General features: G+C 31.5%; 22 protein-coding genes and 1 other RNA gene. 14 read left to right on the top strand and 9 right to left on the bottom strand.

Annotation, left to right across the window (positions count from 1 at the left end):
• Positions 1–4: 4 nt before the first annotated feature.
• Positions 5–793, bottom strand: coding sequence for an anti-sigma factor (locus ABD771_RS11955; protein WP_345094860.1), 789 nt, complete (start codon positions 791–793; stop codon positions 5–7).
• Entirely contained in the window at positions 793–1,323 is a 531-nt protein-coding gene (locus ABD771_RS11950; protein ID WP_345094858.1) for an RNA polymerase sigma factor, read from the bottom strand. The genes ABD771_RS11955 and ABD771_RS11950 overlap by 1 nt, the downstream gene beginning before the upstream one ends.
• 167 nt (positions 1,324–1,490) lie before the next feature.
• Between ABD771_RS11950 and ABD771_RS11945 the strand changes: the two genes are divergently transcribed.
• The 8 genes from ABD771_RS11945 (at position 1,491) to ABD771_RS11910 (ending at position 6,739) form a co-directional block, all read left to right on the top strand.
• Entirely contained in the window at positions 1,491–2,081 is a 591-nt protein-coding gene (locus tag ABD771_RS11945) for a glutathione peroxidase (RefSeq protein WP_345094855.1), read from the top strand.
• 117 nt (positions 2,082–2,198) lie between these two features.
• Positions 2,199–2,732: a bifunctional pyr operon transcriptional regulator/uracil phosphoribosyltransferase PyrR gene (gene pyrR / locus ABD771_RS11940; protein WP_345094853.1), complete on the top strand. Its 534-nt coding sequence runs from the start codon at positions 2,199–2,201 to the stop codon at positions 2,730–2,732.
• Between the two features lie 38 nt (positions 2,733–2,770).
• Complete coding sequence (locus tag ABD771_RS11935) at positions 2,771–3,700, top strand: aspartate carbamoyltransferase catalytic subunit (RefSeq protein WP_345094851.1); 930 nt, start codon at positions 2,771–2,773, stop codon at positions 3,698–3,700.
• Positions 3,701–4,033, top strand: a complete 333-nt coding sequence (locus ABD771_RS11930) for a ribonuclease Z (protein WP_345094849.1) — start codon at positions 3,701–3,703, stop codon at positions 4,031–4,033.
• A gap of 10 nt (positions 4,034–4,043) precedes the next feature.
• Positions 4,044–4,253: a hypothetical protein gene (locus tag ABD771_RS11925; RefSeq protein WP_345094847.1), complete on the top strand. Its 210-nt coding sequence runs from the start codon at positions 4,044–4,046 to the stop codon at positions 4,251–4,253.
• Positions 4,254–4,301: 48 nt separating this feature from the next.
• Positions 4,302–5,210 (top strand): ribonuclease Z, encoded by a 909-nt coding sequence (locus ABD771_RS11920; protein ID WP_345094845.1) that lies wholly within the window; start codon positions 4,302–4,304, stop codon positions 5,208–5,210.
• Between the two features lie 214 nt (positions 5,211–5,424).
• Positions 5,425–6,069: a pyridoxamine 5'-phosphate oxidase gene (gene pdxH / locus ABD771_RS11915; RefSeq protein ID WP_345094843.1), complete on the top strand. Its 645-nt coding sequence runs from the start codon at positions 5,425–5,427 to the stop codon at positions 6,067–6,069.
• 172 nt (positions 6,070–6,241) lie between these two features.
• Complete coding sequence (locus ABD771_RS11910; RefSeq protein ID WP_345094841.1) at positions 6,242–6,739, top strand: CAP domain-containing protein; 498 nt, start codon at positions 6,242–6,244, stop codon at positions 6,737–6,739.
• Between the two features lie 415 nt (positions 6,740–7,154).
• Here ABD771_RS11910 and ABD771_RS11905 read toward each other — a convergent pair whose 3' ends face one another.
• Positions 7,155–9,110: an OmpA family protein gene (locus ABD771_RS11905; protein ID WP_486320575.1), complete on the bottom strand. Its 1,956-nt coding sequence runs from the start codon at positions 9,108–9,110 to the stop codon at positions 7,155–7,157.
• Between the two features lie 54 nt (positions 9,111–9,164).
• Entirely contained in the window at positions 9,165–10,076 is a 912-nt protein-coding gene (locus ABD771_RS11900) for a PorP/SprF family type IX secretion system membrane protein (RefSeq protein ID WP_345094837.1), read from the bottom strand.
• A 586-nt stretch (positions 10,077–10,662) separates the two neighbouring features.
• Between ABD771_RS11900 and ABD771_RS11895 the strand changes: the two genes are divergently transcribed.
• From ABD771_RS11895 to ABD771_RS11880, 4 genes are read left to right on the top strand one after another with little or no spacing between them, the layout of a single operon-like run.
• Positions 10,663–11,148 (top strand): SixA phosphatase family protein, encoded by a 486-nt coding sequence (locus tag ABD771_RS11895; RefSeq protein WP_345094835.1) that lies wholly within the window; start codon positions 10,663–10,665, stop codon positions 11,146–11,148.
• Positions 11,149–11,150: 2 nt separating this feature from the next.
• Complete coding sequence (gene ppk1 / locus ABD771_RS11890; protein WP_345094833.1) at positions 11,151–13,265, top strand: polyphosphate kinase 1; 2,115 nt, start codon at positions 11,151–11,153, stop codon at positions 13,263–13,265.
• Positions 13,266–13,285: 20 nt separating this feature from the next.
• Positions 13,286–14,176, top strand: coding sequence for a Ppx/GppA phosphatase family protein (locus ABD771_RS11885; protein ID WP_345094831.1), 891 nt, complete (start codon positions 13,286–13,288; stop codon positions 14,174–14,176).
• A gap of 11 nt (positions 14,177–14,187) precedes the next feature.
• Entirely contained in the window at positions 14,188–15,189 is a 1,002-nt protein-coding gene (locus tag ABD771_RS11880; protein WP_345094829.1) for a proline iminopeptidase-family hydrolase, read from the top strand.
• A gap of 35 nt (positions 15,190–15,224) precedes the next feature.
• Here the strand turns inward: ABD771_RS11880 and ABD771_RS11875 are convergent, their stop codons facing one another.
• The 3 genes from ABD771_RS11875 to ABD771_RS11865 form a co-directional block, all read right to left on the bottom strand.
• A complete protein-coding gene (locus tag ABD771_RS11875) occupies positions 15,225–15,884 on the bottom strand; it encodes a DNA polymerase III subunit gamma/tau (RefSeq protein WP_345094826.1) in 660 nt (219 codons plus the stop codon).
• A gap of 53 nt (positions 15,885–15,937) precedes the next feature.
• Positions 15,938–17,020 carry a DNA polymerase III subunit gamma/tau gene (gene dnaX / locus ABD771_RS11870; RefSeq protein WP_345094824.1) on the bottom strand — a complete coding sequence of 361 codons (1,083 nt, stop codon included), beginning with the start codon at positions 17,018–17,020 and terminating at the stop codon, positions 15,938–15,940.
• Between the two features lie 160 nt (positions 17,021–17,180).
• Positions 17,181–17,486 carry a hypothetical protein gene (locus ABD771_RS11865; protein ID WP_345094822.1) on the bottom strand — a complete coding sequence of 102 codons (306 nt, stop codon included), beginning with the start codon at positions 17,484–17,486 and terminating at the stop codon, positions 17,181–17,183.
• A gap of 122 nt (positions 17,487–17,608) precedes the next feature.
• On the opposite strand from ABD771_RS11865, the gene rnpB reads away from it, so the two are divergent.
• Together rnpB and ABD771_RS11855 are read left to right on the top strand one after the other, a co-directional pair.
• Positions 17,609–17,919: RNase P RNA component class A (gene rnpB / locus ABD771_RS11860), an RNA gene on the top strand.
• A 12-nt stretch (positions 17,920–17,931) separates the two neighbouring features.
• Positions 17,932–18,399: a hypothetical protein gene (locus tag ABD771_RS11855; RefSeq protein WP_345094820.1), complete on the top strand. Its 468-nt coding sequence runs from the start codon at positions 17,932–17,934 to the stop codon at positions 18,397–18,399.
• Here the strand turns inward: ABD771_RS11855 and rsmD are convergent, their stop codons facing one another.
• Both rsmD and ABD771_RS11845 read right to left on the bottom strand, forming a co-directional pair.
• Entirely contained in the window at positions 18,400–18,972 is a 573-nt protein-coding gene (rsmD, locus tag ABD771_RS11850) for a 16S rRNA (guanine(966)-N(2))-methyltransferase RsmD (protein ID WP_345094818.1), read from the bottom strand.
• Positions 18,969–19,769: a DUF3822 family protein gene (locus ABD771_RS11845; RefSeq protein ID WP_345094816.1), complete on the bottom strand. Its 801-nt coding sequence runs from the start codon at positions 19,767–19,769 to the stop codon at positions 18,969–18,971. Before ABD771_RS11845 ends, rsmD begins: the two co-directional genes overlap by 4 nt.
• Positions 19,770–20,020: the final 251 nt, after the last annotated feature.

The raw sequence follows: 20,020 nt of genomic DNA, 5'->3' as shown, positions 1-20,020 counted from the left end.
ATAACTATACTTTTCCTAAAGTATATAATTGTTCCATTGTTGGCGATTTACTTCCTCCAGTTGGCTCAAGAGTAATTCCGAACGCTTCTGCATCAGAAGTTCCACTAACTGCAAATAACTTTTCGTTGTTTCCTTTGAAATCTTCTAATAATCCAATACTTGTTGGCGTTAGAGTAGGACTCAATTTTAAAGACCATATTTGATAAACTTTTCCTTCTGGTGGCTCAGGTAATCCTTTAGCATCTACATAGACTGTTGAAGTTTCTTTGTTCCAATAGATTTTAGCAAAAGACGTAGGAGCAACCGTTTGACCAGCCAAGTTTACAACTGTATTTTTTTCGTCTCTAACAACGTTTAAAGCTGTAGCAGTTTCTTTGTTTTTTAATTCCAATTCTACTACCGATTTTTGAAGATTTGATTTTTCAGTTTCAATAGTATTCAATTGTTGTGATGTTGAATTTAATTGAGTATATTGATATCCTACACCAATTAATAATGCAATTGAAGCTGCCCAACCAAGGTATTGCGACCAATTTGATTTTGGTTTTATTTCAATTACTTTCCCATGTTTCAATTCTAGTTTTGCTTTGATTTTTTCAAAATTTTCTGCAGAAATATTTGGAGAAAAACTGCTTGATAAATTTAGAATAGCTTTTTCAATTGAAATGATTTCTTGTCCTACAGCCGGATTGATTTTTGCCAATTCGCTAATTTCTTTAGTTTCACTTTCGTCTAGTAAACCATAGACGTATAGTTCTAAGTTTCCTGATTCTATATATTCTTGTGTGTTCATTATACTTGTAAATAAGTTCTTAAATGATTGATGCAATTTCTATTTTGTGTTTTAACAGTTCCAAGCGGAATTTCAAGTTCGTCAGAAGCTTCCTGTTGGGTGTATCCTTGAAAGAATAGCAATTCAATTAATTGGATGCACTTTGGTTTTAATTTTTTTACGAATTCTTGAATTCCAATCGTATCGATGCGATTGATTAACTTGTTGCTGTCGTCTAACAGATGTACGAAATTATCAGATGATAGGTTTTTTTGACTGTTGTTATATCCTTTAGAACGAAGTTTATCTATTGCAGTATTTCTTGCAATATTCAACATCCACGTATATAAGCGTCCTTTGGAATCATTATAAGATTCAATATTTTTCCAAATCTTTACAAAGACTTCTTGCAGTACATCTTCGGCTTCATCAGTTTCTTTTACCAAGTTAGAAATTACTGCAAACAGACTTTTAGAGTACATATCATACATGATAGTAAACGCTCGGTCGTCTTTCTTTAAAATTAGCGGAATCAGTTGTTCTTGTGTCATAAGCTTTTGGGTTTGTTCAAAGATTAATAAAATTATTTAGAGTAATTTTATCTACGTAAAGTGACAACTTATGGTTTTATAAAACACAAATTTTAACATTTTTTTATGCATTGATAAATCAACCACACCTGATTTTATTACGTAATTTTATAAAAAAATAAATAATTATGAAAACAAAAATTATAGCATTGTTATCCGTATTTATGCTTGTTAGTTGTAAAAATGAAGCACAGACAAATGCTAAATCTGAGTTGATCGCAAAAACTGAAACTATGAATAAAGAAAACATTTACCAATTTAAGGTTAAAGATTTAAGTGGAGATGAATTTGATTTTGCTTCTTTAAAAGGAAAGAAAATACTAATTGTGAATTCAGCGTCTAAATGTGGATTGACACCACAATACAAAGATTTAGAGGCGATTTATGTAAAATATAAAGACAAAAATTTTGTAATTGTTGGATTTCCTGCCAATAATTTTGGACAACAAGAACCTGGAACAAATGATGAAATTGGTGCCTTTTGTCAGAAAAATTATGGTGTAACTTTTCCTATGATGAGTAAGGTTTCTGTAAAAGGAAGTGATATGTGTGAATTGTATCAATTCTTAACTCAAAAATCTAGAAATGGTTTGCAAGACAGTCAAGTAGAATGGAATTTTCAAAAATATTTAATTAATGAAAATGGTGAATTAGAAAAAGTAGTTTCGCCACAAGTACTTCCTACAGATGCAGAAATTGTAGATTGGATTTCAAAATAAATAGAGAAAGAAATAAAATTAATCCCTTTGCTAGTAGTAAAGGGATTTTTTATGTGCAACGAATTAGTAGCTTCAAATAATTTTATTTACTTTTACACACCAAACAACCACTTCATTATGAGTCAAAAAATATTACTCACTGCAAAAGAAGTTAATATCATTCTACATCGTTTGGCTTGTCAGTTAATTGAGAAGCATCTTGATTTTTCTGAGACTGTTTTAATAGGTTTACAACCAAGAGGAAAGTTTTTAGCGCAACGAATCAAGCAAATTTTAGAGCAAGAATACAAAGTAGCAAGCATTGAGCTTGGTTTTTTAGACATAACATTTTTTAGAGATGATTTTCGTCGAGGTGAAAAACCATTAGAAGCTAATAAAACCCAAATTGATTTTTTAGTAGAAAATAAAAAAGTGGTTTTCATTGATGATGTTTTGTATACAGGAAGAAGCATTAATGCAGCTTTAACAGCAATTCAATCGTTTGGAAGACCATCTGAAGTAGAACTTCTGACTTTAATTGACAGAAGATTTAGTCGCCATTTACCAATACAACCCGATTATAGAGGAAGGCAAGTAGATGCCATAAATAATGAAAAAGTGAAAGTTTGCTGGATTGAAAATGATGGTGAAGATGCTGTTTATTTGATTTAGATAAAGTAATTACAACTACAACACAACTAACTATATAAATGAAAGAATTAAGTGTAAACCATTTATTAGGAATAAAATACCTTGTAAAAGAAGACATCGATTTGATTTTTGAAACTGCTGACCATTTTAAAGAAGTCATCAATCGACCAATTAAAAAGGTACCTTCTTTGAGAGATATTACTATTGCTAACATCTTTTTTGAAAACAGTACAAGAACAAAATTATCATTTGAATTAGCTCAAAAACGACTTTCTGCAGATGTAATTAGTTTTTCAGCAGCACAATCATCGGTTAAAAAAGGAGAAACACTAATTGATACAGTAAACAATATACTTTCAATGAAGGTGGATATGGTGGTGATGCGTCATGCCAATCCTGGAGCTGCTTATTTTTTATCTCAAAATGTTAAAGCAAGTATTGTAAATGCAGGTGATGGCGCTCATGAACATCCAACACAAGCTTTGTTAGATAGTTTTTCTATTAGAGAAAAATTAGGTGAAGTATCAGGAAAAAAAGTGGTTATTGTAGGTGATATTTTGCATTCGCGTGTAGCACTTTCAAATATTTATGCTTTGCAAATGCAAGGTGCCGAAGTAAAAGTTTGCGGACCGAAAACATTAATCCCAAAATATATTGAAAGTCTAGGAGTTTCTGTTGAACCTAATTTAAGAAAAGCTCTGGAATGGTGTGATGTTGCCAATATGCTTCGAGTTCAGAACGAACGTATGGATGTAAATTACTTTCCATCTACAAGAGAGTATGCACAACAATATGGTGTCGATAAAGCGTTATTAGATTCTTTAAATAAAGAAATAGTAATCATGCATCCAGGACCAATAAATCGTGGTGTAGAAATTACTTCAGATGTTGCCGATTCTCAACAATCGGTAATTTTAGACCAAGTTGAAAATGGAGTTGCAATTCGAATGGCAGTGATTTATTTATTAGCTTCAAAAATAAAACAATAAATGAAAGTAGATCAAAAAGGACATACAACAATTGTAAAAGATACTCAAGGTGATGTAAATTCGTTTATTGAAAAAGTAACTCGTGATCACAATAGTTTTAAATCTCAAAATTTAATTCTTGATATAACTCATGATAAAAATGTGACTTTAAAAGATATTAAATTATTTTCAGAATTATCAAAAACTCACAAAAAAGGAAAGAAATCATTCGTAATTGTTGCCGATGGAATTGATTTTAATGCTGTCCCAACAAAGTTAATTGTTGTTCCTTCTTTGCAAGAAGCTAAAGACATCATAGAAATGGAAGAAATTGAACGTGATTTAGGATTTTAAGAAACATAAAATGAAATTAGACAACAAAACATTAGTTTACATATATATAGTAGTATTATTTATTCTAACTTACTTATTTGCAAGTAGATTGATAACAAGTTTAAAAACTCAAGAATTTGATTATTTAAGACTTTCTGTAAATCTTGGATTATTAATTTATATCATAATTAAAGTAGTGAAGTTGGGTAAAATTGAGAATGATAAAACGGACAAGTTATAAGTTTAGAAATTCTTAAACATTTAAACTCATAAACTTCTAAACTATCAAATGAAACTTACCATACTAGGCTGTTACGCTGCTACTCCAAGAACTATTTCCAATCCAACATCTCAAGTTTTAGAGATAAAAAACCGTGTGTTTTTAATTGATTGTGCAGAAGGTACTCAAGTACAATTGCGAAAAAGCAAAGTCAAGTTTTCTAAAATTAACCACATCTTTATTTCTCATCTTCATGGGGATCATTTTTACGGATTAGTTGGATTAATATCAACTTTTATGTTACTCAATAGAGAAAGTGATTTGACTGTTTATGGTCCAAAAGGAATCAAAGAAATTATTCTACTTCAACTTCGTGCTTCGGGATCATTTACAGGATATAATCTCTATTTTCATGAGTTAGAATCAAATCAATCAGAGATTATTTATGAAGACGATAGAGTAGTGGTGAAGACCATTCCGTTAAAGCATCGAGTTTATACCAACGGATTTTTATTCCAAGAAAAAAATATAGAGCGAAAGTTAAATATAGAAGCCGTTGAAAATTATGAAATAGATAAAGTTTATTTCAATAAAATTAAATATGGTGGCGATATTACTTTAGATAACGGAACCATTATTCCAAATTCAGAACTAACTTTTGACCCTCAAGTTGCTAAAAGTTACGCTTTTTGTAGTGATACTATATACGACGAATCTATAATTCCGCTTATTGAAAATGTAGATTATTTGTATCACGAAAGTACTTTTCTAGAAAGCGAGGCTCATCTTTCTGATCGAACTATGCATTCAACAGCAAAACAAGCCGCTACAATTGCTTTAAAAGCAAAAGTCAAACATCTTATACTTGGACATTATTCTACACGCTATGGCAACATAGAATACTTTAAAACCGAAGCTCAAACCATTTTTTCAAATGTTCTTCTTGCAGACGATGGAAGAGAATTTGAAATGGAGTAGGAGCGAATGGCTTGGTCTTTATCAGCAAACCTTTTTCCTGCTGCAGGAACTCGCTTTTTTTATTGCGTTGCCTTAGGTACTCGAAGGCAACGTAATAAAAAAGAGCTCAAACAATTCAAGCATCAGGGCTAATTAGTAATTCATTTTAACATTGTTTCCGTTTTAAGAACAAAATCTCTTTAACTTTGTATCTATAAAAGCAATTTATAGTACAATGAAAGATTTGAGCAATTACAGAAAATCCTACGAAAAAAGTGAACTTTTGGAAACTACTATTCCAGAGGATCCAATCAATTTATTCAACAGATGGTTCCATGAAACCGAAGATTTAGATGATGTTGATGAAGCCAATGCCATGACTATTTCTACTATTGGTGTTGATGGATTTCCTAAATCTAGAGTCGTGCTTCTAAAAAAATTTAATGAGGAAGGTTTTATTTTCTACACCAATTATGATTCAGAAAAAGGTCAAGCTATAGCAAACAACCCAAATGTTTGTCTTTCTTTTTTTTGGCCAAGCATAGAACGTCAGATAATTATTAAAGGTATTGCTGAAAAAACTCCTACCAATGTTTCTGACAATTATTTCGATTCTCGTCCTACAGGCAGTAAGCTTGGAGCTATTGCTTCCGATCAAAGTAGGGTAGTTGCTTCTAGATTTGTTTTAGAAGAGAAGTTAAGAGAATTAGAACAATATTATGATGGAAAAGACATTCCAAGACCTTCAAATTGGGGAGGATATTTAATTAGACCTCAAGAAGTTGAATTTTGGCAAGGTCGTCCTAATCGTCTTCATGATAGAATTCGCTACAAACTTCAGAATGATTTTAATTGGAAAATAGAAAGACTTTCTTCGTAAATGTAAGAAAAATACATTATAAAAAATAAAAAAGATGTATTTTATCGATTTTATTTGTCATTTTAACGACATAGTAGTAATATTGTTTAACCAAATCAGAGAAAACGTTCATACAATATTAATATAAAGATTTTTGCCCCACATCTATCTTTAAAAAACTTAACCTACTACTATGAAAACAAAGCTACTAAGATTGTTTGTACCAATGGCATTGGTATTCACTATGATTTCATGTTCACCTGATTCTAAAGAAGATGAACAAGCTCCAGCTCAGTTAATTACTGATTATGATTACACTCAAGATGAGATGAAATTAGCACAAGTTATTAATGAGTACAGAGTGAGTCAAGGTCTTAACTCTTTAGAAATAATCAATCACATTTCATACAAATCATTGGAACACAATCAATACATGATTGATAACAATGTTGTAAATCATGATTATTTTGAAGAGCGTTCAAACAATATTATTCAACTTTTAGGTGCTGTAAAAGTTGGAGAAAATATTGCGTATAATTTTTCTACTCCTAATGCAGCTTTGTATGCATGGCTACAAAGTCCTGGACACAAAGCAAATTTAGATGGTGATTATACTCACTTCGGAATATCTATTACAGTAAACCCTGCTACAGGTAAAAAGTATTACACTAATATGTTTATGAAAAAATAATTGATTTATAGTTTTGTTTGATTTTGAATTAAAACCATCTGTTTTGCAGATGGTTTTTTTATGTAATTTTTTACGTTATTTTTTAACTTATCATGTAATAAAAGAAATGGCAATGCATAAATTTAAACAACGTTATTGTCTTTCAAATGAATACTATTTAAGTAACCAATGGAAAGGAAACATGATTATAAAGAAGTTGTTGAAGGATATTTATATCTTAGTAACTTTCTTTTTTAGTTCTTTAAATGGTATATGATTTACGCTATTATCAGTATTTATTTTTAATATATTAAATAAAGTATTTACGGAACAACTTTCCAATGGTATATTCAATTTTAGCAAACAAGAAGTAAAAAAAGAACCGCTCAATTACTTGAACGGTTCCCAGGGTTTAAACAATTGTATATTAAATAATCTACAATTTCGTAATAATAAATTCTGATCTTCTGTTGGCTTGGTGTTGCTCCTCTGTGCAACTTGATTGGTTTGTTGGCTCACAGCCACAATCGTTTACTAGTTGTGACTCACCATATCCTTTTCCTGTTAGTCTTGATTTGGCGATGCCTTTTTCTACTAACCAAGCAATAGTTGATTTAGCTCTTCTGCCTGATAATGCCATGTTATATTTTGCTGTTTGACGACAATCAGTATGGGAACGAACATCAATCTCCATCGTTGGGTTTTGCTCCATTACATCTAATATCTTAGCCAATTCTACTGCTGCATCTGGACGTATGAATGACTTATCTAAATCGAAGTAGATGATTTTGATTCCGAAAGCTTTGGCTAAATCGTCTCCAGGTTGTACTGGTTTTACAGCTTTCTCTAACTCTACTGGAACAAATGATTTGCCAGATTCTTCTTTTGTTATGGTTGAAGTCTCTAAAGTATTGTACTCTGGTTTTTCTGTTTTGATGTAGTATTTTGTTCCACAATCAACTTTTCCAAAGTCAAACTTACCGTCTTTATCTGAGATTACTTCTTGTAGCTTTTTGTAATTAGCATCCGATAGCGTTACGCGTGCTCCAGAAAGTGGTAATCCTGTTTCCTTATCGGTTACAACTCCAGTTAAGAATTGCTCACACTCTAGTTTCTTAGTCTCTTTAAATCTGTAGATATCATCGCCACCTTGTCCGCCATCTCTATTTGAGGTAACATATCCTATTCTTGATGATGTGTTGATAAGGTAAGCAAAATCGTCTTTCGAACTGTTTAATGGTTCGCCTACGTTTTCTACTTTCTTGAAGCTTCCATCAGCTTGTTCTTTAGCAACAAAAACATCTAATCCTCCAAGTCCTGGATGTCCATCTGAGGCAAAATAAATTTCGTCCTCATTAGTCACCATAGGAAAAGTTTCTCTTCCTTCAGTGTTGATGGTGTTTCCTAAATTTACTGGTGTACCATAACTACCATCTGATTTTATTTCAACTTTAAACAAATCTGATTGTCCTAAAGTACCAGGCATATTGGATGCAAAATATAATGTTTTCTCATCTGCACTTAATGCAGGATGTGCCACACTATATTCATTGCTATTGAATGGTAACTCCGTTACATCACTCCATTTATCGCCATCTAAGGTTGCTTTGTATAATTTCAATAAAGTCGATTTTCTAGCGTCTTTTCCTTTTTTTCCGTCAAGAAAATTGTTTCTTGTAAAGTAAACTGTTTTTCCGTCTTTGGTAAAAACTGGTGTTGATTCGTGGAACTTTGAATTTAAATTTGCTCCAAATCTTCCTGGTTCAGACAACGCACCTTGGTCGCCTATATTGGCACTGTACAAGTTGGTAAAACTCTCACCTGTCCAAGAGTGTCTCTTGTTTGACAATCCTCCGGTATCTCTTGCTGAAGCAAAAACTACTTTAGTACCTGAAAAAGCACTTCCATAATCAGAATACTCTGAATTGATTCCAGCATTTTCTAAAGTATAACGTCCTGAGTTTTTCTTGATTTGTGCCAAATAATCTTTCTGAGCTGTAGCTAATTTAGCACGTAAATCATTACCGCTCTTTTGATTAAATTTCACCAACATTTCATCGGCTTTTTTGTAATCTTTTATTGCTTTTAATGATTGTGCATAACGATAGTAATACTCTGGCTCTACATCTTGTGTGAAAGCGAATAGCTCTCCATACCATTTTGCAGCATTGTCTAAATCGGCTTTAAAATAGTACGAATCGCCAAGCTTTTGTAACATCTCTTGTGATTTGTATCCTTTAGCAAAAATACGCTCGTAGGTTTTTATAGCATCAACATAGGCAAACTTATCGTATTGTTGGTCTGCTTTAGCTTCTTTTAACTTCTGACCTGACATGCTCATTGAAGCGATGCAGGCAACTACTAAATATATAATTCTGTTTTTACTCACCATGATACTATTGTTTTTTTGGTGTTCGTGAATCTTTGATTTCATGATAATCGCTTTTTAGAAGAATCTTGGTGATACTATTCGGTCTTGACGTTTGAATAATTCAAATCGTAAAAATATTTCGTGTGAACCTGAATTGTAGTTAGCTAACTTGGTAGTCTCTAAATCGTATCCGTATCCAATATATAACCCATCGCTAACTTGAAATCCTGCCATAGCACTCACAGCAGCACTCCATCTCCAGGCAGCTCCCAAAACAAACTTCTCATTAATTAAAAAGTTTCCTGATAAATCCAATTGTAATGGTGCTCCTTCAACTACTTTGGTTAAAAAGGCTGGTTTGAATTTTAAATTCGAACTCAAATCAAAAACATAACCTCCTATTAAATACAAGTTCATACGTTCTTTATAAACCGCAATATCATTGTCATCATAACGCTTAGTCTCAAAGAAATTTGGAACCGATACTCCTAAATAAGATTTATCAGAATGAAAGTAAACTCCAGCTCCAACATTTGGAGAGAAGTTGTTGTTTAAATTCTGTAACAACGGATCACCTTGGTTTTGAACTTTTAATTTGTTAATATCTAAATTAAACAAATTAGCCGTTCCTTTTATTCCAAAAGACAATTTATAGGTTTCTGAAGTTTTTATTGTATAGGATAAATCTGCAGAAATCGTATTCTCAACCGTAGGACCAATTTTATCATTAACAAATGATAATCCAACTCCTAAATTACTATTGTTAATAGGTGAGTTTATCGAAAAGGCATTGGTAGTTGGCGCACCATCTAATCCAACCCATTGGGTTCTGTGCAATCCAAATACACTCAAAACTCCTCTAGAGCCAGCATAAGCAGGATTCACATTAATCGTGTTGTACATGTATTGAGTATACTGGGCATCTTGCTGTGAATAACTCACAAGGCCCATTAACAACATAGCGAAAAATATTATTCTTGTTCTCATTTTTTGGGTGTTATAAATAACAGAGGATATTTATTTATCCTCTGTTATGGATTATGGATTATCTAAATAAGTATAAATAGCCGTTTTTAGTTACATAATTGCCTTCTATAGTTTTGTATTTCAAAATGTTTTCATTGTTTTTTTAAAATCTAATATAATTTTACCGCTCTCGAAAAAATACCGACTATTATTTTTAAAATATTAGGTTCTAACTTGGCTAATTTTAATCTTTATTCAAATTCACTAATGATTTTTTGCTCTTTTGTTTGCATTACTACTCTTTTTCATAGAAAACTGCCAGTGCCAAACTTGTAATATTCTTTTTCGCCATTTGTAAAGTTTATTAACGCCTTTAACTAATTCTCTGGCTTAAATAATGTTGGAAATTCTACGGCTTTTATTTTAACGGCTGTATCATAAATTATTCTTTATCATATCATAAGTTAAAAATAAGTTTTTTTTCTTAAATTTAACTCCAAGCTAAATTAATATATACATCATAAAGTTCAAACGACTTCATTTTTTAATTTAAAATCTTATAAATATATTACAAGAAAAAATTGTTAATAACTCTAATAGTATTTTAATGAAAAAATTGACTTTGATTCGACATGCTAAATCTTCTTGGAATAATCCAATTAATGATTTTAAAAGACCAATTATTGAAGAGGGAATTCAAAAAACAATTAAAGTAGCCACAGAAACTAAGAAATTATTTAACGATAAATCTTTAATTTGGATAAGCCCAGCAGAACGAACTAGACAAACAGCAAAACTATTTTTATCAATTTGGGGTGAAAATAACGAAATGCAAATTCAGTTTAAAGAGAATTTATATACTTTCGATTTAAATCAATTAGAAAAAATTGTTAAATCTTGTTCAAATGAGTTTAAAAGCTTAATTCTTTTTGGTCATAATGGTGCCATTACAGATTTTGTTAATAAATTTGGAAACATTTTTATTGATAATGTTCCAACTTCAGGTTATGTTTCGATTATTTTCGAATGTGATGATTGGAATAAAATAAATAAGGGTAAAACAGAAAAAATTATATTTCCAAGAGATATTTAGTTATGGGTTCAGAAAATAATTACCGATATATTGATAGAGAGAAAAGTTGGCTAACTTTTAATGCTAGAGTTTTACAAGAAGCTGCAGATGAAACCGTTCCTTTATTGGATAGACTTAGATTTTTGGGTATTTTCTCAAATAATCTTGACGAGTTTTTTAGAGTACGTTTTGCAGCTATTAGAAGATTAAGTCTTTCTGGACAAACTGGTGAAAAAATTTTAGGAGGAATTACGGCTCAACAATTAGTAAAGGATATTACAGATATTGTAATAAAACAACAATCGGAGAGTTTACGAATCCTTGAAATAATTGAAAAACAATTAGAAAAGCAAAACATCATAATCGTTAATGAAAGTGAGCTTTGTCAAGAACATCAAAATTTTGTTCACGATTTTTTTATACAGAAAGTAAGCCCGGAACTTGTTACAATTATCTTGAATGATTTGGCAGAATTCCCTTTGCTTAAGGATACTGTGGGATATTTAGCCATAAAACTTGTAATGAAAACCTCTGAAAAAGCTAAAGTACTGGGTCTTGTAAAACCCAAAAAAGAGGTTCGTTACGCAATCATTGAAATTCCTAAAACATTCAACAGAATAGTTGTACTTCCTGCAATTGGAGAAAAACAATATATAATGCTATTAGATGATGTAATTCGTTATAATTTGAGTAGCATTTTTAATATTTTCGAGTACGAAAGCATTTCTGCACATATGATTAAAATTACTCGTGATGCTCAATTAGATATTGATAGTGACATGAGCAAGAGTATGTTACAAAAAATAGCTACTTCTGTTAAAGACAGAAGAATTGGTGAACCAGTTCGTTTTGTTTACGATAAAAAAATTGATAAAGACACCCTTTCATTTTTCTTAGATAGAATGGGAATTGAATCTACAGATAGTATAATTCCTGGAGGAAGATACCACAATCGCCGAGATTATATGGATTTTCCAAATCTAGGACGTTTTGATTTATTATATCAGCAAAAACCTCCATTACCAGTAGAAGGATTGTCTCTAGAAGGAAGCATACTAAATAGAATTGCCAAAAAAGATTACTTAATTTTTGCACCCTATCAGTCATATTCTTACTTAATTAAATTTTTGAGAGAAGCAGCTCTTGATCCGAAAGTTACTTCCATTAAAATTACTTTATATCGATTAGCAAAAAACTCACAAATCATTAGCTCTTTGATAAATGCGGCTAAAAACGGAAAGCGTGTTGTGGTTCAAATTGAACTTCAAGCACGATTTGATGAAGCCAACAATATTTCCTACGCCGAGCAAATGCAACAAGAAGGAATCGAATTGATATTTGGTATCAAAGGATTAAAAGTACATAGTAAAATATGTGTTATTGATAGGCTGGAAGAAGGTAAAATAAAACGTTACGGATTTATTTCAACTGGAAATTTCAATGAGACTACAGCTAAATTTTACACCGATGTAACTTTGTTTACAAGCCACAATCAAATTCTAAAAGATGTAACCAAAATCTTTGAGTTTTTTGACATCAATTACAGATTACACCGATACAAACATTTAATTGTTTCACCTCATTATTCGCGTTCAAAATTCAATAAACTAATTGACAGAGAGATTCTCAATGCTCAAGTTGGAAAGCCAGCTTATATTAATTTAAAAATGAACAGTTTATCAGATTTTCAAATGATTGATAAATTGTATGAAGCAAGTAATGCTGGAGTGAAAATGAAACTTCAAATTAGAGGTATATGTTCGTTAATTCCTGGCGTAAAAGGAATGAGTGAAAATATAGAAGCAATAAGTATTGTTGATAATTTTCTTGAGCATTCAAGAGTTTTTATTTTTGGTAATGATGATAATCCTGAAGTATTTATCTCTTCGGCGGATTTTATGACAAGAAATCTTGACGGACGAGTCGAAGTAACTTGCCCAATTTATCAAGAAGATATTAAAAAGCAATTAATTGAAACCTTCGAAGTGGGTTGGAAAGGTAATGTAAAAGCACGTTTGCATTCAGAAAAATTAGACAATAAATATCGAGTTAGAAAAGAAGGCGAAACTGTTTTCCGCGCACAACACGAAACCTATAGTTACTATAAAAATCAGCAAGAAGACAACAATAATTTTTAAAATACAACCCAAAAGAATAAATGATTTCAATAAAAAAATATGCAGCAATTGATATTGGTTCTAATGCCATGCGATTGCTTATAACCAACATAGTTGAACAAGACGGAAAGGAAACACAATTCAATAAATCGGCTTTAATTCGTGTGCCAATTCGTTTAGGACAAGATGCTTTCACTGTTGGTGAAATTACCAATGAAAACATTGATAGAATGGTTGATGCTATGGAAGCTTTTCGACTTTTAATGAAAGTTTACAAAGTAGAAAAGTACAAAGCTTGCGCGACATCTGCCATGAGAGAGGCATACAATGGTAAAGAAGTTGTTGAAATTATTAAGAATAAATCAGATGTTGAAATTGATATTATTGACGGAAGAGTTGAAGCAGCAATTATTGCATCATCAGATTTGCATAGCTTTCTTGCTACTGATAAAACATACTTATATGTAGACGTTGGAGGAGGAAGCACAGAATTTTCACTATTTTCTGATGGAAAAATGATTAATTCAAAATCATTTAAAAACGGAACGGTACGATTACTGAACAATATGGTTAATGAAATCGTTTGGATTGAAATCGAAAAATGGATTAAAACCAACTGCGAACCATATGAAAATATAACTTTAATTGGTTCTGGTGGTAATATTAATAAAATTCACAAATTATCTGAAAAACATCAAGATAAACCTTTGTCTTATGTCTATTTAGCATCTCAATATCAATACTTAAATTCACTAACTTACGAACAAAGAATCGCCGAATTAGGTTTGAATACAGATAGAGCTGACGTAATTATTCCTGCTACTCAAATTTATCTTAACGCAATGAAATGGAGTGGTGCTAGACAAATATATGTCCCAAAAATTGGACTTTCAGACGGAATAGTAAAAGCAATGTATTATGGTACAATATAAAATTTAAATGTATGAAAAACTTAAAATACCTTTTCGGATTAATAACTGTCTTACTTTTAATTTCTTGTAAGCAAGAAACTTCATCGAACTCTTATTTTAATTCTGATGAAAATGGAATTAAAATTGGTGGCGTCAAAATGATTACCATAGAAACGCCAAAAGGAAAGTTTAATGTTTGGACAAAGCGCATCGGAAACAATCCAAAAATCAAGTTATTGTTGTTAAATGGCGGTCCGGGAATGTCGCATGAATATTTTGAGTGTATGGAAAGTTTTCTTCCAAAAGAAGGAATTGAATTTATCTATTATGATCAGTTAGGAACTGGTTTTTCAGAAAATCCAAACGATACCACAATGTGGGATTTGCCTAGATATGTTGAAGAAGTAGAACAAGTTCGCGTAGCTCTGAATTTAAACAAAGATAATTTCTATTTATTAGGTCATTCTTGGGGCGGAATTCTAGGAATGCAATATGCTTTAAAATATCAAGACAATTTAAAAGGATTAATAGTTTCCAATATGATGGCGAGTTGTCCTAAATATGGAGAATATTCTAAAGTTTTAGCCAAACAAATGAATCCAGAAATCTTAAAAACGATTAAAGATTTAGAAGCTATAAAAGACTACAACAATCCAAAGTATATGGAATTGCTGATGACTAATTTCTATAATCAACACATCTTAAGAAAACCTGTTAATGAATGGCCTGAACCTGTTAATAGAGCTTCAAGTAGATTGAATCAGTCACTTTACATTACAATGCAAGGACCAAGCGAATTAGGGATTTCAGGAAAATTAACCAATTGGGATGTTTCTAAAGAATTAAAAAACATAACAGTTCCAACATTAGTAATAGGAGCAAAATATGATACAATGGATCCAGAATATATGAAATGGATGGCAACGCAATTTCCAAAAGGAACTTATTTGTATTGCGCCAACGGAAGTCATATGAGTTTATACGACGACCAAGAAACGTATATGAAAGGATTAATTGAGTTTTTGAAGAAATAGAAAAAAAACGTTTCTAAATTACTGAAACATTTTTTTTATAAATCCAAATCAAAAGTCTTCTTCAAAACTTCTAAATTCGGATTGATTTCATTCAGTCGGTTGTACTTATCTTGTGGTGTAAACGCATTTTTCACTTTCACTGCTTCATTTACAACAACTTCAATTGTAATATCATGATTGTGTAAATGTCCTCTCAAATAACCTAATAATTCTGGTTTAGCTTTTTCAAAATCAATTTTAGAACCCTCATTCGGAAGTTCATAAATAATGATAGTGCCATCAAGTTTAGGATCACTTATTCTTAAGAGTGATTCCATGATTTTCGCACCTTTATCGCCCAATCTATCGGCAAATTTATACCAAAGTTCTAGCATTTCGGTTTCTGTAAAATCTTCACTTGGTAAGTGTTCTTCCACTTTTACAACACCTTTTTGAGCTTCCATCATTTCCTTTTTGGCACGAATACTACCTAAAGATAATGCTGAAATTTTTCCAGTTTCGGGTTTAAAATCTGTTTCAGTTTTTGGCACTTCAATAGAACTTACTATAACGGATTCTTGTTTTATATTATCTTCAGATTTTGATGATTCAACAGAAGTTTGAATTAAAGTTTCAGATTTAGGTTCTTCAACTTCAATTTTAGCGGTTGTTTCTGAAATAGGGTTTTCAACAGAAATCGCATCCGTTGTTTTCAAACTTCCAACTTCTGTAATCGAATAATTATTGTTTCTGAAATAAGTCGGTGGAATTATAAAGTCAACTTTTTTTTTTCTCCATCAAAGTTGATAGAGCAAAGTTGCATTAATGTTAGTTCAACTAACAAACGTTGGTTTTGAGAAACCTTGTATTTTAAATCACAATCATTGGCAATTTCAATCGCTTTTAAAAGAAAATCCGATTGGCATTTATGTGCTTGCTGACCATAAAGTTGTTGCGCTTGTTCACCAGCTTCTAATAAAACTAGAGTTGCAGGATTTTTACAAACCAATAAATCTCTAAAATGAGAAGCCAATCCAGAAACAAAATGATGTCCGTCAAAACCTTTCGATAAAATATCATTATAAGCAATTAAGATGCTTGGAATATTATTCTCCAAAATCAAATCGGTTACTTTAATGTAGGTTTCAAAATCTAAAACATTCAGATTTTCAGTTACAGCTTGACGTGTTAAATTGTTTCCACAATACGAAACAACTCTATCAAAAATTGACAAAGCATCACGCATTGCACCATCAGCTTTCTGAGCTATAATATGCAAAGCGTCATCTTCAAATTGTACACCTTGACTTGTTGCTACTTCTGCCAAATGTTCTTTAGCGTCTTTAACTGTAATTCGTTTAAAGTCAAAAATCTGACAACGAGATAATATCGTCGGAATAATTTTGTGTTTTTCTGTAGTTGCTAAAATAAAAATAGCATGTTTTGGTGGTTCTTCCAATGTTTTCAAAAACGCATTAAAAGCAGCCGATGACAACATATGAACCTCGTCAATAATATAAACTTTATATTGTCCAGTTTGTGGCGGTATTCTAACTTGGTCAATTAAATTTCGAATATCATCAACAGAATTGTTAGAAGCAGCATCCAATTCGAAAACATTAAATGCAAAATCTTCATTTGGATCATCATAGCCAGGTTGGTTGATTTTTCTAGCTAAAATTCTAGCACAAGTTGTTTTTCCAACACCTCTTGGACCAGTAAATAATAGAGCAGAAGCCAAATGGTTGGTTTCTATAGCATTCAACAAAGTATTCGTAATAGCTTGCTGACCAACAACGTCTTTAAACGTTTGCGGACGATATTTACGAGCAGATACTACAAATTGTTCCATAGAAAATTATTGGATTACAAATATAGATTTAAAAAAATCAATTTCAAAAATCAAATGCAATAACAATTCAAAAAAATAAATTCTTTTTTTCTAGAAGCTATTTCTAGCTTTCCATTTCATTCTGGGCTAGTCAAGTGCTAACGTTCAAGTTCTACGTACTTTAAGGATTTCGGTTACCTTTTATTGTCAATTCATTCAAAACCATAGCCGCGCTTTTTTCAGTATAAGCTGATAATCCTGCAACAAAAACACCTTTTTCACCAGTGCTAGATTTTATTCCATAAACCGTTGCTTGATCTCCAGGATCACTTTCTCCTTCATACCTATACATGTGTACAATTTCAAAATCATCCGGACTATCAATAATTCTTTTTTCCTGAATATTAAAATCTACAGTAAATCCTTTTTCGTTCAATTCTTCAAGAGCTTTGCTAACCGTTGCGTAGTGATACATTTTAGGATCCATTTTGTTTGTTTTTTAATTGATTTACAAACTTACAACTGTTTAAAAAATAATGCATTACATAATTAATGCTTAAAGTTGTAAATTCATGGCACAATTTCTAGGTGCTAATTGTTTACCTTTGCTCCGCAGACCGCCTTATCGCTTGTTAGTAATAATAAGAGGAAAGTCCGGACACCAAAGAGTAGCATAGCGGATAACATCCGTCAATTCAAGAAATTGGATTAGGACAAGTGCAACAGAAAGTATGTACAGTTCGGCTGTAGTGAAACCAGGTAAACTCTATGCGGTGAAATTTCAAGTATATCGACATTTAAGGATTACTCGTCCGTTGTCGAAGGGTAGAAAGATGGAACTTGTGAGTAATTGCAAGTCTAGATAAATGATAAGGCATCTTTATTGATGACAGAATCCGGCTTATAGGTCTGCTTTTTTTTATTTTTTTATTATGATACAGGTATTAAAATTATTGTTTGGTAGTTTGTTTTCTAAAAAATCTTTAGAAAAAACTTTAGTAGATTCTAAATTAGGAAAACTGCTATGTACCTATAAAAAGGAAGATATCTACTTTAGTTGGGATACCGAATACAAGTTCAATAACAATAATCGTGAACCAATTTCAATTAGTATAGACGGTGATACTAATGGTCCATTTTCAAATACATTACAGAAAACCTATCAAATAATGGATTCAATTGCTGAATTGCAATCAAAAATTCAAACCAAAATTGATTTACAATTCCCTGAAAAAAATATCGATTTAAAAAGAGATTTTAATTTAGAAGATCTTTACATTTACCTTGAAGAGGAAACCAATTCAGTGGAATATGAATTTGAATATTACTCAAATGATTCTGAAATAATGATTTCTGTAGAATTTGTTAAAGATGAAATTGAAGCTATAGAATTTTATTAATTACTCTTCCTCACTTTCATCTTCCTCATCATCTACCTCAAACTCATAAAAAGAAAACACCGAACCACCATAATTCTTCTGAAAAGAAAAATGCATCATATGGTCGAGTTTAGTATGTTTAGAGTGTTCCATAATCATCATGCCTTCTTCGTCTAATAATTCGTTTTCGAAGACCATTTCGATTAGTTTTTCAAATTCTTTTTGCGCAATTCCATAAGGTGGATCGGCAAAAATAATATCGTAACTTCCTTTGTGCTTTTCTAAAAATTTGAACACATCACTTTTAATAGCAGTAATATCCAAGTCAAATTCTTTGGCAGTTTTCTTAATGAAATTCACGCAACCCATATCGCCATCGATGCACGTAATATTGTCACAACCACGTGAACCAAATTCGTAGCTAATGTTTCCAGTTCCAGCAAATAAATCCAAAACCTTCAATCCCGAAAAATTGAAATGATTGTTCAGTACATTAAATAGCGCTTCCTTACTCATATCAGTCGTTGGTCGAACCGGTAAGTTTTTTGGAGCTGTAATGCGTCTTCCTTTGTATTTTCCAGAAATGATTCTCACGAGTGAAGTAGTATAAAGTGTTCGCGGTTTTCTTTTTCCGTGAAGTTGTTTTTAAAATCAGAAACGTCAAATAAACTTATGTTTCTAATATATTTGTAGGCAATTTGATAAAAAGCATCCGTTTCAACAATCGCTCCAAGCAATTCCAATTTGAAATGCTCAGGATTCAACTGCAATTGTTCAGCAGTAAATAGAATGTAGTAAATAAAATCCTCAGGCGTTTTGTACTCAAACGAATTAAACAAATGTAACTTCTGATTCTGAACTACAATAATCTCAAAATGACTTTCACTTACGTGAACAAACATCTTGCGTTCTTCATTATTCTTAGATAAATCCAACAATTTTGAAACCAAAACACTGTTTGCATGCTTGTATTCAAACGAACCATATTGGTCAATAAAAAAGTTATTCATATTCACATACGGAATGTAAACATTATTCATTTCATATTTATCTAAAGCGTCAAAAGTGAAAAAATCGGTTTCAAAAACCTTAGTATTGTATTGCAAATAACTTCCTAAAAACTCCTCGTCAAACAAAGCTGTCGGCACAAAAGTCGATAAATTATTACTGTGAAGAATCTCAATTTCATCATACTTATGGCTCAATTCAGGATGTTCTCTAAAAACCGAAGCAAACAAATCTTCTATCTTCGCACTACGCTGAAAACTATCAAAATGAATGTTATGCAACACCACAGGTTTACCACTCAAAGTATCAAATACACAAAACGACAACCCATTCAAAGAAACTTGAATAGCTAGTTTTTTATAAGTTTTGTCCGTAATACTCATTTTGAAATTCCTTTTTTAACATCGCAAACTTACGATTTTTATTTTTAAGGAGCGAATGGTTCGGGCATTTCTACAAACCTTATTCCTGCTTTCCGCGTTACAAGGTAACTGATCCAATCAGGGCTAAAAAGCCATCCATTTTCACAAAATCAGATTTCCAAAACAACATTAAGTTTAGCAACACAGATTAGAGAAATTTGAGAAATTTATAAAATCAGTGAAAATTATTCCAATTTCTTAAATCTGTGTTC

It is taken from the genome of Flavobacterium chungnamense, assembly GCF_039539165.1.
GTDB classification, from domain to species: domain Bacteria; phylum Bacteroidota; class Bacteroidia; order Flavobacteriales; family Flavobacteriaceae; genus Flavobacterium; species Flavobacterium chungnamense.
The sequence above is the reverse complement of the archived record's forward strand: the minus strand, read 5'-3'. Positions and strand labels throughout refer to the sequence as shown.

Excerpts from the sequence above, each read along its gene's own strand:
- ABD771_RS11955 (WP_345094860.1), bottom strand. The coding sequence starts at position 793 with ATGAACACACAAGAATATATAGAATCAGGAAACTTAGAACTATACGTC.
- ABD771_RS11950 (WP_345094858.1), bottom strand. The coding sequence starts at position 1,323 with ATGACACAAGAACAACTGATTCCGCTAATTTTAAAGAAAGACGACCGA.
- ABD771_RS11945 (WP_345094855.1), top strand. The coding sequence starts at position 1,491 with ATGAAAACAAAAATTATAGCATTGTTATCCGTATTTATGCTTGTTAGT.
- pyrR (WP_345094853.1), top strand. The coding sequence starts at position 2,199 with ATGAGTCAAAAAATATTACTCACTGCAAAAGAAGTTAATATCATTCTA.
- ABD771_RS11935 (WP_345094851.1), top strand. The coding sequence starts at position 2,771 with ATGAAAGAATTAAGTGTAAACCATTTATTAGGAATAAAATACCTTGTA.
- ABD771_RS11930 (WP_345094849.1), top strand. The coding sequence starts at position 3,701 with ATGAAAGTAGATCAAAAAGGACATACAACAATTGTAAAAGATACTCAA.
- ABD771_RS11925 (WP_345094847.1), top strand. The coding sequence starts at position 4,044 with ATGAAATTAGACAACAAAACATTAGTTTACATATATATAGTAGTATTA.
- ABD771_RS11920 (WP_345094845.1), top strand. The coding sequence starts at position 4,302 with ATGAAACTTACCATACTAGGCTGTTACGCTGCTACTCCAAGAACTATT.
- pdxH (WP_345094843.1), top strand. The coding sequence starts at position 5,425 with ATGAAAGATTTGAGCAATTACAGAAAATCCTACGAAAAAAGTGAACTT.
- ABD771_RS11910 (WP_345094841.1), top strand. The coding sequence starts at position 6,242 with ATGAAAACAAAGCTACTAAGATTGTTTGTACCAATGGCATTGGTATTC.
- ABD771_RS11905 (WP_486320575.1), bottom strand. The coding sequence starts at position 9,110 with ATGGTGAGTAAAAACAGAATTATATATTTAGTAGTTGCCTGCATCGCT.
- ABD771_RS11900 (WP_345094837.1), bottom strand. The coding sequence starts at position 10,076 with ATGAGAACAAGAATAATATTTTTCGCTATGTTGTTAATGGGCCTTGTG.
- ABD771_RS11895 (WP_345094835.1), top strand. The coding sequence starts at position 10,663 with ATGAAAAAATTGACTTTGATTCGACATGCTAAATCTTCTTGGAATAAT.
- ppk1 (WP_345094833.1), top strand. The coding sequence starts at position 11,151 with ATGGGTTCAGAAAATAATTACCGATATATTGATAGAGAGAAAAGTTGG.
- ABD771_RS11885 (WP_345094831.1), top strand. The coding sequence starts at position 13,286 with ATGATTTCAATAAAAAAATATGCAGCAATTGATATTGGTTCTAATGCC.
- ABD771_RS11880 (WP_345094829.1), top strand. The coding sequence starts at position 14,188 with ATGAAAAACTTAAAATACCTTTTCGGATTAATAACTGTCTTACTTTTA.
- dnaX (WP_345094824.1), bottom strand. The coding sequence starts at position 17,020 with ATGGAACAATTTGTAGTATCTGCTCGTAAATATCGTCCGCAAACGTTT.
- ABD771_RS11865 (WP_345094822.1), bottom strand. The coding sequence starts at position 17,486 with ATGGATCCTAAAATGTATCACTACGCAACGGTTAGCAAAGCTCTTGAA.
- ABD771_RS11855 (WP_345094820.1), top strand. The coding sequence starts at position 17,932 with ATGATACAGGTATTAAAATTATTGTTTGGTAGTTTGTTTTCTAAAAAA.
- ABD771_RS11845 (WP_345094816.1), bottom strand. The coding sequence starts at position 19,769 with ATGAGTATTACGGACAAAACTTATAAAAAACTAGCTATTCAAGTTTCT.